This is a genomic window from Mycetocola tolaasinivorans (assembly GCF_003667565.1).
GTDB lineage: Bacteria > Actinomycetota > Actinomycetes > Actinomycetales > Microbacteriaceae > Mycetocola > Mycetocola tolaasinivorans.
This window is the reverse complement of record NZ_RCUX01000007.1, coordinates 91,417-104,935: the sequence shown is the minus strand read 5'-3', so window position 1 is coordinate 104,935 and position 13,519 is coordinate 91,417. Positions and strand designations below refer to the sequence as shown.

Sequence of the window (13,519 nt, the reverse complement as noted above, 5' to 3'; positions counted from 1 at the left end):
CACCCGGGAGCACCACGAGAGGAACACCATGAAGAAGAGACCCGTCCTGATCGGGGCGCTACTCACCGCCGCACTCGCACTCAGCGGTTGCGCGGGCGGAGCCGCCGCGGGCGAGGCCGAGAAGCCCGCAACCTCCGGCCCGGTGGTCGGCGGCAACCTCACGGTGGGCGTCGTCGCCTGGATCGGCCCGCTGGATCGCCAGCAGTCCTCCAGCCGCACCTTCACCAACATCCAGGTCACCGACTCGCTCGTGGATCAGGACCCGGACACCGGCAAGATCGTGCCCTGGCTCGCCAGCAGCTGGGAGATCGAAAACGATGGCGCGCGCTACGTGTTTAAGCTGCGCGATGACGTGACCTTCAGCAACGGCGAGAAGTTCGATGCCGAGGCCGTAAAGCTCAACTTCGACTCGATTATCGAGCTGGGCAAGCAGGGCACCGCGGGTCAGGCCAACGCCTACCTGCGCGGGTACACCGGCACCGAGGTGATCGATCCGTACACCGTCGCGATCTCCTTCGACGCGCCCAAGGCCGGCTTCCTGCAGGCCGCGTCCGAGGCCCCGCTCGGTTTCGTCTCGCCCTCCACCACCAAGCAGACCATCGAGGAGCGCGCAAACGGCGTGATCGGCACCGGTCCATTCGTCATCAAGGACGTCGTGAAGGACGAGCGTCTCGTGCTGAGTGCCCGGAAGGACTATGAGTGGGGTTCCACGGCGCGAAAGAACGCCAGTGCGCCGCACATCGACACCCTCACCTACCTCGTCATCCCCGAGTCCTCGGCCCGCATCGGCGCGCTCACCAGCGGTTCGGTGGACGCCATCCAGTGGCCCTCCTCGAACAACATCGACGAGGTCGACAGCGAGTACAGCGTCTACTCGCGCCCCTCCGCAGGCATCGTCTACTCGCTCTACCCCAACACCGCGGACCCAATCCTCTCCCAGGAGGCACCGCGCCGAGCCGTGCAGCGCGCGATCAACCGTCAGGAGATCAAGTCGGTACTGCTCGATAAGACCATCCAGCCCGCAACCAGCGTGGTCTCGGCCGTCTTCCCGACCTACACCGATCTCAGCGACAAGCTCAGCTACAACCCCGACGAGGTCAAGAAGATCCTCACTGCGGACGGCTGGGCCATCGGATCCGACGGCATCTGGGCCAAAAACGGCCAGCGCCTCGCGCTGAGCCTGCCGTTTGAAAGCAGCGAAAACAAGGCGCTGTTCGAACTCATCCAGCAGCAGCTCAAGGCCAACGGCATCGAGCTCGACCTCCGCCAGGTCACCGGTGCGGAGCTCCAGGCCAGCCTAAAGTCGGGCGACTACGCGTTCGCATTTGGTAACTTCACCCGCCCCGACCCGGACGCCTTCCTGGTCAACTTCGTGCCCGAGTACTCCAACCTCGCCCGCGCGGACGTCACACCCGAGCTGACCCAGCTCATCAAGGACCAGTCGGTCAACGTAGACGCCGCGAGCCGGGCAAAGCAGTCCGCCGACATTCAGGCGGGCCTGATCGACCACGCGATCAGCATCCCGCTGCACGAGGCGGTCTCGGTGATCGTCACCGATAAGAAGGTGCACGACGTAGCATTCACCGCGCAGTGGTGGGCGATCTTCGGAGCCGCCTGGATCGACCAGTAACCTCCACCGCACGTACATAGAGGGGCGGGCGATCTTCGGAGCCGCCTGGATCGACCAGTAACCTCCACCGCACGTACATAGAGGGGCGGGCGATCTTCGGAGCCGCCTGGATCGACGAGTAACCACGGAAAAAACACACAACAGTGGGCACCCGCGCCAACCGGCCGGGTGCCCACTCGTGTGTGCGGGGAGCGCTAGGCGCGCGCCGCCGCGGCGGTGCAGTCGGCGCATAGGCCGAAGATGTCGACGACGTGACGCGCCTCGGTGAAGCCGTGTTCGGCGGCCACGCGGGAGGCCCACGCCTCGACCTCGGTGGCCTCGATCTCGGCGGTGGTACCGCACTGGCGGCAGATCAGGTGGTGGTGATGATCGATGCTCGCGCAGGAGCGGTAGATGGCCTCACCCTCCGGGGACTGGAGGGAATCCGCCTCGCCCTCGGTGCTGAGATCCGCGAGGGCGCGATAGACGGTGGCCAGGCCAATGGGGGAGCCGGTACGGTGCAGCTCGGTGTGCAGCGCCTGCGCGCTGATAAAGCCTTCGGAGCGTTCAAGCGCCTCCCGCACAGCCTCACGCTGCCAGGTATTTCGCCGAATTGCCATGCTTTCCCTCACCTGTCTGCGTCCGTTCGGACGCCTTCCAGCGACCCCGTTAGGCCGCCACTCCGGCAGTAGTGCCGGCGCTGCGGAACGACCGTGTCCGCGTGCGGCGCGCCTCGATAATCCGACACACCAGGTAGATCGCGAACGAAATCGTGGTGATGTACGGGCTGATCGGAAGCGAACCACCCAGTGCCAGCAGGATACCCCCTACGGCCGAGACAAAGCCAAACAGCATGCTCAGAATCGGCACGAGAATGGGTGATGCCGACACCCGCATCGCGGCCGCCGCCGGGGTCACCAGCAGCGCGAGCACCAGCAGCGCACCAATAATCTGCACCGAAACTGCAACCATCAGGCCGAGCAGCACCATGAACACCAGCGAGACGGCCCGAGTGGGCACCCCGCGCGCGGCGGCCACGTCGGCATCCAGCGAGTCAAAGCTCAGCGGGCGCCAGATGAGGCCGAGGCCCAGCAGCACCACGAGGCTGATCACGATCAGCCAGAGCAGCTGCGGGTCATCCACCGAGACGATCTGCCCGGTGAGCAGACCAAACTTATTGGCCGTGCGCCCCTGGTAGAGCGCGAGGAACAGGATTCCAAGACCCAGACCAAACGGCATCAGGACGCCGATGATCGAGTTGCGATCGCGCGCCCGGGAACCCATCACGCCGATGATGATGGCCGCGATGAGCGAGCCCACGAGCGAACCCGCCACCACGTTGACGCCCAGCAGCAGGGCGGCCGCGGCCCCGGCGAACGAGAGCTCACTGATGCCGTGCACCGCGAAGGCCATATCGCGCTGCATCACAAAGACACCGATCAGGCCGCCAACGATACCGAGCACGGCACCGGCGATGACGGAGTTCTGCACCAGCTGGAGGAGTTCGCCGTAGTTCGCAAAGGAGAACATCCGCGACCAGAGGTCATCCCCGCCGCCGGCCGCGGCGGTCAAAATCAGGGGGGCGAGCGCGGTGGTCATCGGGAAGCCTCGGTCGTGTCGTCGTGCGGGTGGTGGTCGTGGGTGTCCGGCAGGCCCATCACCACGACGCGGCCACGGGAGCGGAACACCTCCACCGGGGTCTGGTACAGCTCGCTCAGCACGTCGCTGCGCAGCACCTCATCCGGGGTGCCCTCGCGGAACTGCCCACCCGCGAGGTAGAGGATGCGATCCACCATGCCGAGCACGGGGTTCACATCGTGGGTCACAAACACCACGGGGGTGCCGTGGGTGCGGCGGCGCCGGTCAATGAGTTCGGAGACCTCGCGCTGATGGTTGAGGTCGAGGCTCAGCAGGGGCTCATCGCAGAGCAGGAGATCCGGGTCTCCGGCGAGCGCCTGGCCCACCCGGAGTCGCTGCTGCTCGCCGCCGGAGAGCGTCCCCACCGGGGCATTCGCGTAGTGCGAGGCCCCCACGGACTCGAGCAGCTCGTCCACCCGCTCGCGTTCTCCGCGGCGGGGGAGGGGCAGCCCAAAACGGTGCCCGTTGACGCCGAGAGCCACGAGATCACGCGCCCGCATCGGGGTGCCCGGCGGAATCATCTTCTGCTGCGGAATGTAGCCGATGCGGCGGTCACCGCGGCGCACGTCATCGCCGCGGAACTCGATGGTGCCGGCGGTGAGATCCTGCTGGCCGAGAATCGTGCGCAGCAGGCTCGACTTCCCCGAGCCGTTGGGCCCGAGAACCGCGAGGAACTCACCGCGGCACACGTCGAGGGAGAGGTGATCCCAGAGCGTACGCCCGCCAAAACCGAGGCGGGCGTCGCGCAGGCGGAGCACCGGAGCATCCGGGTGGCCGTGTTCGTGTGCGGCCGCGGATGCGTCCGGTGCGCCGGTCACTTCTTGGCGACCTTTGCGAGGTTGTCGATGTTGTCCTGCATCCAGCTCACGTAGTCCTTGTTGTTGGGCAGGGTCTCGGTGAAGTCCACCACCGCGACGCCCGCGGCCTCGGCGGCCTTACGGACCTGTTCGGTCTCGGGGCCACTGGTCTGATCATTGTAGGCGAGCAGGAGCACATCCCCCGCACCGACCGCCTGGAGCGTGGCCTGCATGACGGCGGGTGACACGTCGGTACCCTCCTCGATGGCCTCGCTGTACTCGGCGGGGGTCACGTTGTTCATACCCGCGGCATCCAGCAGGTACATCGGCACGGGCTCGGTGATCGCGGCGTTTTTGCCGTTCAGCTCGGGCTTCAGGGCCTCCACGCGCGTGGTGAGCTCATCGAGCTTTGCGGCGAAGGTGTCGTAGTTCTTGTGGAAGGCGTCGGCCTCGGCCGGGCGGGCGTCGCCGAGGACGTGGGTCAGGTCGTGGGCGACGTTCTTGACGCCCTCAAAGCTGTACCAGACGTGCTCGTTGAAGCCCTCGACGTGGTTGTGCTCGTCGTGGTCCTTCGCGGCCTCCTTCGAGGAGTCATCGGGGGCGGCCGTCTCGGCGTCGTGGTCGTGATCGTGCGCCTCGTGACCGGGCAGCAGGCCGGAGGCCTCGGCCGCGTCGACGACCTTCGGGCCGTTGCCCTTGTGGGCATCCAGCAGGGTGTTCATGAAGTCGTCGTATCCGCCGCCGTTCTTGATCACGACGTCGGCCTTCGAGATTGCGAGGGAGTCCTGCGCGGTGGCCTCATAGCTGTGCGGGTCCTGCGCAACGGAGCTGATCAGGCTGGTCACGGTGCCGTGATCGCCGAGGATCGCCTGGGCGATCGAGCCGTACACGCTAGTGCTGGCCACGACCGTGAGCGGTGCGGTGGAGTCACCGGAGGCTTCGGCGTTGCCCGGGGCGGAGCAGCCGCTGAGGACCAGGGCGAGCGCCGGCAGCGCGACGAGGGGGGCGAGGAGTCGTTTCTTCATATGAGAAACGTTATCAGTAATGATAACCGTTCTCAACACGGGCGATTCTGGACGCGTTTCCTCCACCAAAAACGCCGTGCGCACCACCGAAATTCCGGGGCACGCACGGCGAATTTACGGGCGAAAACCGAAATTCTCGCGCGGAGGCTACAGGGAGTCCACATACTCCTTGTTGTCGGCCATCCACGAGCGCACGAGCTCCTGCAGGTCGCCATCGCGATCGTTGAAGAGTGCGTTCTCGAGCGAGGCGAGGGTCTCGTCATCCATCGAGAAGGCGCGAATCCGCTTCTCAAGCGACGGGAACTTCTCCTTAAACGTGGTGCTTCCCACCGAGTGCACGCTCTCGGCCGTGCCGAGCGAGTTCTTCGGATCCTCAAGGTCGCGCACCGGGAAGGCGTCATACGCCCAGTGCGGCTGCCACAGGGTCACGGCGATGTTCTCGCCCTTGGCCGTGGCCGCCTTCAGCTCACCCAGCATCGCCGGGGTCGAGGAGGTCACGAGCTTGAGCTCGTCGCCAATCTCATAGTCGGGGAACACATTGTTCTGCACCTGCTTGGTCAGGCCGGCCCCGGCCTCGATACCGACGATGCGGTTGCCGAACTTATCGGCATTCTCCTTGAGCTCCTCGATCGTGGTAATCGGGGCGTCCTCATTTACCGCGATCGTGAGCTTCGCGTTGTCGTACCAGGAGCCGAGATCCACGAGCCTATCGCCGAACCGATCGAACTGGTCCTTGTGGGTGGTCGGCAGCCAGCTGTCGAGCAGCAGATCGTAGTCGCCATCGGAGATACCGGTGTAGACCGGAGCCACGTCGGCGTAGGTCAGCTTGACGCTGTAGCCCTCATCCTCCAGCACGGCCTTCCACAGCTCACTCGCGGCAATCCCCTCATCCCAGCCATTGAATACGGCAACGTTGAGGGTCTTCTGGTCGCCGTTATCGAGCGTTTCGGCGGGGGTGGCGCTCGAGGAGCAGCCCGCGAGCGTCAGGGCGCCGGCGGTGAGGAGGGCGCCCGCGGTGAGCAGGCGACGGGGTGCGGTGTTTCGAATCTTGGACATAATCGTTCCCTTCGGCGGCGACGTCTCGGTCACCGCTCACGTATCGAAATGAGTTGTTGCGCTGTTGCTGTGTTGCGATCTAGGCGGCGGAGGCCGCCGCTGTGCGCTTCGCGAGGAATCGGCGCTGCCGGGGCTTCGCCAGTGCGGCGGTCATCCGGTCGAGATAGACGGCGAGAATCACGACGCTGATACCCGCCTCGACGCCGAGCCCCGTATTGAGCTGGGTCAGGCCCGAAACCACGTCGGTGCCGAGGCCCTCGGCCCCCACCATCCCGGCGATCACCACCATCGAGAGCGAGAGCATGATGACCTGGTTCACGCCGGCCATGATGGTCGGCATCGCGAGCGGCAGCTGAATCTGGCGCAGGATGCGTCCGGGGGAGGCACCGAAGGCGTGGCCGGCCTCGACCACCTCGCGGTCCACGCCACGAATACCCAGCTCGGTGAAGCGCACCCCCGGGGCCAGCGCAAACATGATGGTGGCGACGATTCCCGGCACCACACCCACCCGGAACAGCACGAGGGCGGGGATCAGGTACACGAACGCGGGCATGGTCTGGAGGAAGTCCAACACCGGGCGGACGATCGCCGAGGCGGTATCCGAACGGGCGGTCAGGATACCCAGCGGCAGCGCGATGATCAGCGCGATGAGGCTCGCCACGATGACGAGCGCGAGCGTGTGCATCGCGTTTTCCCACTGCGAGACACCCACCACGAGCAGGAGCCCGGCGAGGGTTCCGAGGGCAAACTTCCAGCCGCGCACCCAGAGGCCCGCGAGCACGAGGATCAGGATCATGACCCAGAAGGGCGGCCCCGCAAACACGGTGTCCACGGCGTCGTACAGGCCCTTGAACACCGCGCGAATCACGTCAAACAGGCCCGAGAGGTTCGTGGTGACGAAGGTCTCTACGGACTCCACCCACTTACCCAGCGGAATGCGGCCGGTGTCGAGGAAGCGGTCCCAGCCCGCGTTCATCACGGCGATCATGCGCGACCTCCCGTGTTCGTGCGTGCGGATCCGGGCGCATCACCCGGGGTTCTTGTGGGGACATTATCCGGCCCGCCGGTGGCGCGCAGGGTCTCGGTAATGACCTCAACGGGCACGGTGGCCGGGGCAATAATCGCGTTTTCCGCGGTGATCACCGGCTGGACGTTTGCGAGCGCTGCGAGCAGCGTGACCCTCGGGACGGTACCGACCAGGCGATTCTGATCATCAACCACCGCGACCGGCAGCGGACTCTCGGCGGCGGGCTCGAAGAGGTCAATCAGCAGCGCGTCACGGGTCACCGTGGCCGCGGCCTGCTGCAGGGCGGGGGAGAGGTCCCGCGCGCCCGAGCGTACGAGGTTCAGCACGTCGGCATCGCGCACGACACCGAGCAGGGTGCGTCCCGGGCCGAGCACAAACACGGTGGAGGTCTGGGCATCCCGCATCACGCGGAGCGCGGCTCGGGGGCCGGCGGAGAGCTGGACCACCGCGTGCGGGGCCTCCATCACGCCCTCGGCGGTGAGCACCCGGGCGCGGTCTACGTCGTGCACGAACTGCGCGACGTAGTCGTTGGCGGGGTCGGTCAGGATCTCATCCGGGGTGCCGACCTGCACGATGCGACCGTCGCGCATCACGGCGATGCGGTCACCGAGGAACATGGCCTCGTTCAGGTCGTGGGTGATGAAGATGATGGTCTTGCCAAGCTCGCGCTGGAGGTCAACGAGCTGCTCCTGCATTTCTCGGCGGATCAGCGGGTCGAGGGCCGAAAAAGCCTCGTCCATCAGCAGCACGTCGGTGTCGGCGGCGAGTGCGCGGGCGAGGCCCACTCGCTGCTGCATTCCGCCCGAGAGCTGACCGGGGAGCTTGTGCTCCCAGCCCGCAAGACCCACCCGATCGAGGATCTTCATGGTGCGCTCTCGGCGCTCCGCGGCGGGCATGCCCTGGATCTCCAGCGCGTAGGCGGCGTTATCGAGCACCGTGCGGTGGGGCAGCAGCGCGAAGTGCTGAAAGACCATGGAGACCGACTTTCGCCGAATATCGCGCAGTTTGGGTGCCGGAATTCCGGCAATCTCACTACCCATGACCCGTACGGAACCCGAGGTGGGCTCCAAGAGGCCGTTCAGCATACGGATCAGGGTGGATTTCCCCGAACCACTGAGGCCCATCACCACGAAGATCTCTCCGGGCAGCACCTCGAACGAGGCGTCGATCACGGCCGCGGTTCCCAGCGCGGCGATCTCGTCGCGGGACGCCCCGGAACGCATCCGGTTCAGGGCTTCGCGCGGCTTTTTTCCAAAGATTTTGTAGAGGCTCGATGCCTCCACGGCAAAGTTATGTGACACAGCAGTTTTCCGGTCACCCGGGCGACGTTTCCGCCAGCGGCCAGGTGACACTCGCTCTTACGTCCGGGTCTTCCACGCCCGGCATACCCCCGTACTCAAGCCTCCCCGAACATCGGTGGTTTTCGGGTGGCGAAGGGTGGCATACCCGGAGCGATCATGGGACCGCCTCCGGCGCGACTGACCATACGCCCGGCTCACACCTCCACAGAAAGTGTCTACCGGTCGCGGGCTCGTTGCGGACTCTTTGTCCGTCATCAACGCTAACAACCTCGGGCGCGAGTTGCCAATCGAGAACCCTTAGATCACGCCGCAAACGCCACACTGAGCCGAGAACCCGTGAATGAAAGTCCAGGTGAAGGCACAATAATCGGACCGTTACCGGAACGTTACATCACATCCATACAAGTGCCGCCAAACGCACACACCCCCGGGCATGTTGTCTCACAGACAACCCGGGGGTGTGCGGGTGGGAAACCCTAGTCGAGCAGCAGCGCGGGCTCCTCGATAATCGAGGCCACGTCGGCGATGAACCGGGAGACAACGTCGCCATCCACCACGCGGTGATCGAAGGAGCCACCGATGGTGGTCACGAAGCGCGGACGCACCTCGCCATCCACAACCCAGGGCTTCTGCTTGATCGTGCCGAGCGCAACGATGCCGACCTCGCCCGGGTTCAGGATCGGGGTTCCGGTGTCCATGCCAAACACGCCGATGTTGGTGATCGTAATCGTGCCGTCCTGCATGTCCGCCGGGGTGGTCTTGCCGTCACGCGCGGTCAGGGTGAGCTGTTCGAGCGACTTGGCGAGCTCGAGCAGCGACATCCCCTGTGCCTCCTTGACGTTCGGAACGATCAGACCGCGCGGGGTGGCCGCGGCGATGCCGAGGTTCACGTAGTGGCGGACGATGATCTCGTTCTCGGTCCAGGTGGCGTTGACCATCGGGTTGCGGCGCACGGCCCAGATGATGGCGCGGGCCATGATCAGCAGCGGAGAGACCTTCACACCGGCAAAGTCGGGGGAGGCCTTCAGGCGCTTCACGAACTCCATCGTGCGGGTGGCGTCCACGTCCACGAACACGCTCACGTGCGGCGCCGTGAACGCGCTCTGCACCATCGCCTGCGCGATGGCCTTACGCATGCCCTTGACCGGGATGCGCTCCTCGCGCTCGGGGGCCCAGGCGGGCGTCTCGATGTTGCGGAACACGCTGGCCTGACCGGCCGAGCGCACCACATCATCGCGGGTGATCTCGCCCACCAGTCCGGTGCCCTGGACCGCGGAGAGGTCCACGCCGAGGTCCTTCGCGAGCTTCCGAATCGGCGGCTTCGCGATGATCGGGCTGGCGGCGGCCGCGGGCACGCTCGGCGGCGGTACCGGGGCCGAGGACGGGGTCGGGCGGCCGCGGCGACGCGACTTCACGGCGCCGGCCGATCCATAGCCCACCAGTACCGAACCCGAGCCCTCGGGCTCGGCCGCGATGGTGGCCTGGGTGTCGGCGGCGGCCTCGGCCACCGCGTCATCGGTGGCCGGTGCGGGAGCGGCCACGGGGGCGGCCGCACCGTCGGTCACGGTCACGATCGGGGTGCCCACATCCACCGTGGTGCCCTCGGCCACCAGGATCTCGGTGACGGTGCCCGCAAACGGGGAGGGCAGCTCAACCAGGGACTTCGCGGTCTCGATTTCAACCAGGGTGTCGTTGATCTCCACGCGGTCGCCCGGGGCAACCTTCCAGGAGACGATCTCGGCCTCGGTGAGGCCCTCGCCTACGTCCGGCAGGGGAAAGCTCTGCTCGCTCATCTCGTCTCCTTCTAGTACGCCAGGGCCCGGTCCACCGCGTCGAGTACGCGGTCGGCATCGGGCAGGTACAGTCCTTCAAGTTTCGCAGCAGGGAACGGGGTATCAAACCCCGACACCCGCAGCACGGGGGCCTCGAGCGAGTAGAACGCCTTCTCGGCCAGGGTTGCGGCGATCTCCGAGCCCACCGAGGCGTTTTCGGGGGCCTCCTGGGCCACCACGACGCGGCCGGTCTTGCGGGCGCTGTCCAGTAGGGGCGCATAGTCGATCGGGGAGATCGAGCGGAGGTCCACAACCTCGATACTGATGCCCTCGCCGGCGGCCACCTCGGCTGCCTGCAGCAGGGTGGACACCATGGCACCGTGACCGATCAGGGTCACGTCGGTACCCTCGCGGGCGATCCGGCTCTGGTGCAGCCCCAGCTGCGACTCGGAGAGGTTCACCTCGCCCTTGGGCCAGTAGCGGCTCTTGGGCTCGAAGAACAGCACCGGGTCGTTGCTCTGAATTGCCTCCTGGATCATCCAGTAGGCATCGTTCGGGGTAGACGGGCTGACCACGCGCAGGCCGGCGGTGTGCGCGAAGTACGCCTCCGGGCTCTCCTGGTGGTGCTCCACGGCGCCGATGTGCCCGCCGTAGGGCACCCGGATCACGACCGGCATCGACACGGCGCCGCCGTGACGGTTGGTCTGCTTGGCCAGCTGCGAGACGATCTGGTCGAAGGCCGGGTAGATGAAGCCGTCGAACTGGATCTCGCACACCGGGCGGTAGCCGCGCATCGCGAGGCCGATCGCGGTCCCCACGATGCCAGACTCGGCCAGCGGGGTGTCCTGCACCCGGCGCGGCCCGAACTCGGCCTGCAGGCCCTCGGTGATGCGGAAGACGCCGCCGAGCGGGCCGATGTCCTCGCCCATCAGCAGGACCTTCTCGTCCGCGGCGAGCGCCGCGCGCAGGCCCGCGTTCAGGGCCTTCGCCATCGGCATGGTTACGAGCTCGCTCATCGGGCTTCCTCCGTCATCGATTCCTCATACCGGTTCAGCCAGTCGGACTGCTCCTGCATGCGCGGATGTTCGTCCGTGTAGACGTGGTCAAAAATGGTGTTCTTATCCGGTGCTTCCAGCGCGAGGGTGCGGGTGCGCACGTCGGCGCAGAGATCGCGGGCATCCTCGGCGGCGCTGGTGAACAGCGATTCGGCGGCACCGCGGGCACGCAGGTAGGCCTCGAACCGAATAATCGGGTCGCGCGTGCCCCACTCGGCCCGCTCCTGATCGGTGCGGTACTTGGTGGGGTCATCGCTCGTGGTGTGGGCACCCATGCGGTAGGTCAGTGCCTCGATGAAGCGCGGGCCCTGGCCCGTGCGGGCCTCGTCGAGGAACTGTGAGGTAACCGCATAGCTTGCGAGTACGTCGTTTCCGTCGATCTGCACGCTGGGCAGACCGAAGCCCGCACCGCGCTTGTACAGCGGGGTGCGCGACTGCACCGAAACCGGCACCGAGATGGCCCACTGGTTGTTCTGCAGGAAGAAGACCTGCGGGGTCTGGTGGCTCGCGGCAAACACGAGCGCCTCGCTGACGTCACCCTCCGAGGTCGAGCCGTCGCCGAAGTAAACCATGGTGGCCTCATCGGTTTCGACGTTGCCGGTGCCGCTGGCACCGTCGAAGAGCTGGCCCATCGCGTAGCCGGTGGCGTGCAGGGTCTGCGAGCCGAGCACCAGCGTGTAGAGGTGGAAGTTGCCGTTCTTCGGGTCGGTGGGATCCCAGCCGCCGAGGGTCACGCCACGCATCAGGCTGAGGATGCCCACCGGGTCAACCCCGCGGATCATGCCCACGACGTGCTCGCGGTAGGAGGGGAAGATGTGGTCCTGCGGGCGGGCGGCGTGGGCCGAACCGACCTGCGCACCCTCCTGGCCCTCGCTCGGCGGGAACAGGGCCATCTCGCCCTGACGCTGCAGGTTGGTGGCCTCGCGGTCGAATGCGCGCACCGAGACCATGTCGCGGTAGAAGCGCTCGTGGTCGGCGTCACTCAGGGCGTCCAGGCGCGCGAGGAAGGGTTCGGCGGCCGGGGTCGGCGCGAACGTGCCATCGGGGCTGAGGAAGCGGACCGGCTCTTCGGCCGAATCGATGTGAAGTGTCATGGGGTTCTCCCTATGCTCGTGCCGGGTGCCCGGTGGGCAGCTCGGTCAGAATTTCCTGCGCGACGGTGAGGAGCGGGGTGAGGGACTCCTCCTCGCCGATGCTGATGCGCACGCCGTCGCCGGCGAAGGGGCGGGTGACCAGGCCGGCGTCGAAGAAACGCTCGGCCGCACGCAGGGTGTGGTCGCCGAGTGCCAGCCAGATGAAGTTCGACTCGCTCGCGGGGATGTTCCAGCCCTGGGCACGTAGCGCGTCAATAAACGCGGTGCGGCGCACGGTGATCTTCTCCACGCGCTCCAGCAGCTCGGCCTCTGCCTCGAGGGAGGCCTCAGCGGCCACCTGGGCGAGCCCGGTCACGGACAGCGGGATCGCGGTCGCGCGGGCGGCATCGAGGATGGCCTCGGGGCCGGTGGCCCAGCCCACGCGCAGACCCGCCAGGCCGTAGGCCTTGGAGAAGGTGCGCAGGATCACGAGGTTCGGGTAGCGGCCGATCAGCTCGCGGCCGTCGACGGCCTCGGGCTCGCGCACGAACTCGGCGTAGGCCTCGTCCAGCAGCACGAGCAGGTCGCTCGGCACGGTCTCCATGAACGCGGTGAACTCCTCCGCGGTCACGGTGACGCCGGTGGGGTTGTTGGGGCTGCAGACGATCACGACGCGGGTGCGCGGTGTGATCGCGTCGGCCAGCGCGGGCAGATCGTGCCCGCCATCGGCGCGGTTCGGCACCGGCACCGAGGTGGCACCGGCCACGGTCACCATGGTCGGGTAGGCCTCGAACGAGCGCCAGGAGTAGGCCACCTCATCGCCCGGGCCCGCGGCCGCGAGGATGAACTGCTGCAGGAGCGCCACCGAGCCGGAGCCGATGATGACCTCGTCCGCGGTGGTCCCGAGTCGCGCGGCCAGCGTGCCGCGCAGCGCGGCGGCGGTGGCGTCGGGGTAGCGGTTGATCTCCAACTCGGCCGTGATCGCCGCCAGAACGGCGGGCAGCGGCGGGAAGGGATTTTCGTTGCTGGAAAGCTTAAAGGCGTCCGCGCCGGCGGCGCGCCCCTGCCGGTAAACCGGCGAGGCCAGGATCTCCGGCCTCAGCTTCACAGATGTTCGTTGTACGGTATCCACCACCAAAGTCTATGCATCCGCCGATACCGCCGCT

At 66.8% G+C, this 13,519-nt stretch carries 12 protein-coding genes; 1 reads left to right on the top strand and 11 read right to left on the bottom strand.

Annotated elements, in window-relative coordinates; translation table 11 throughout:
• The first annotated feature begins 28 nt into the window (after window positions 1-28).
• Complete coding sequence (locus D9V32_RS10310; RefSeq protein ID WP_121648823.1) at window positions 29-1,630, top strand: ABC transporter substrate-binding protein; 1,602 nt, start codon at window positions 29-31, stop codon at window positions 1,628-1,630.
• A gap of 194 nt (window positions 1,631-1,824) precedes the next feature.
• Here D9V32_RS10310 and D9V32_RS10305 read toward each other — a convergent pair whose 3' ends face one another.
• From D9V32_RS10305 to D9V32_RS10255, 11 genes are all read right to left on the bottom strand, one after another.
• On the bottom strand, window positions 1,825-2,229 hold the full coding sequence (locus D9V32_RS10305) for a Fur family transcriptional regulator (protein WP_121648822.1): 405 nt from the start codon (window positions 2,227-2,229) through the stop codon (window positions 1,825-1,827).
• A gap of 49 nt (window positions 2,230-2,278) precedes the next feature.
• Window positions 2,279-3,208: a metal ABC transporter permease gene (locus D9V32_RS10300; RefSeq protein WP_121648821.1), complete on the bottom strand. Its 930-nt coding sequence runs from the start codon at window positions 3,206-3,208 to the stop codon at window positions 2,279-2,281.
• A complete protein-coding gene (locus D9V32_RS10295) occupies window positions 3,205-4,065 on the bottom strand; it encodes a metal ABC transporter ATP-binding protein (protein ID WP_121648820.1) in 861 nt (286 codons plus the stop codon). Before D9V32_RS10295 ends, D9V32_RS10300 begins: the two co-directional genes overlap by 4 nt.
• Complete coding sequence (locus D9V32_RS10290) at window positions 4,062-5,069, bottom strand: metal ABC transporter substrate-binding protein (RefSeq protein ID WP_121648819.1); 1,008 nt, start codon at window positions 5,067-5,069, stop codon at window positions 4,062-4,064. The genes D9V32_RS10295 and D9V32_RS10290 overlap by 4 nt, the downstream gene beginning before the upstream one ends.
• A 147-nt stretch (window positions 5,070-5,216) precedes the next feature.
• Window positions 5,217-6,125, bottom strand: coding sequence for a glycine betaine ABC transporter substrate-binding protein (locus D9V32_RS10285; RefSeq protein WP_121648818.1), 909 nt, complete (start codon window positions 6,123-6,125; stop codon window positions 5,217-5,219).
• Between the two features lie 79 nt (window positions 6,126-6,204).
• A complete protein-coding gene (locus D9V32_RS10280) occupies window positions 6,205-7,113 on the bottom strand; it encodes an ABC transporter permease (protein ID WP_245982251.1) in 909 nt (302 codons plus the stop codon).
• Window positions 7,110-8,453 carry a quaternary amine ABC transporter ATP-binding protein gene (locus D9V32_RS10275; protein WP_245982249.1) on the bottom strand — a complete coding sequence of 448 codons (1,344 nt, stop codon included), beginning with the start codon at window positions 8,451-8,453 and terminating at the stop codon, window positions 7,110-7,112. Before D9V32_RS10275 ends, D9V32_RS10280 begins: the two co-directional genes overlap by 4 nt.
• 476 nt (window positions 8,454-8,929) lie before the next feature.
• Window positions 8,930-10,246 carry a dihydrolipoamide acetyltransferase family protein gene (locus tag D9V32_RS10270; RefSeq protein ID WP_121648817.1) on the bottom strand — a complete coding sequence of 439 codons (1,317 nt, stop codon included), beginning with the start codon at window positions 10,244-10,246 and terminating at the stop codon, window positions 8,930-8,932.
• A gap of 11 nt (window positions 10,247-10,257) precedes the next feature.
• Window positions 10,258-11,241 carry an alpha-ketoacid dehydrogenase subunit beta gene (locus D9V32_RS10265; RefSeq protein ID WP_121648816.1) on the bottom strand — a complete coding sequence of 328 codons (984 nt, stop codon included), beginning with the start codon at window positions 11,239-11,241 and terminating at the stop codon, window positions 10,258-10,260.
• The gene (locus D9V32_RS10260; RefSeq protein ID WP_183086268.1) at window positions 11,238-12,374 is read right to left on the bottom strand and encodes a thiamine pyrophosphate-dependent dehydrogenase E1 component subunit alpha; all 1,137 of its coding nucleotides are present in this window, start codon (window positions 12,372-12,374) and stop codon (window positions 11,238-11,240) included. The genes D9V32_RS10265 and D9V32_RS10260 overlap by 4 nt, the downstream gene beginning before the upstream one ends.
• 10 nt (window positions 12,375-12,384) lie before the next feature.
• Window positions 12,385-13,461 carry a histidinol-phosphate transaminase gene (locus D9V32_RS10255; protein WP_121648815.1) on the bottom strand — a complete coding sequence of 359 codons (1,077 nt, stop codon included), beginning with the start codon at window positions 13,459-13,461 and terminating at the stop codon, window positions 12,385-12,387.
• Window positions 13,462-13,519: the final 58 nt, after the last annotated feature.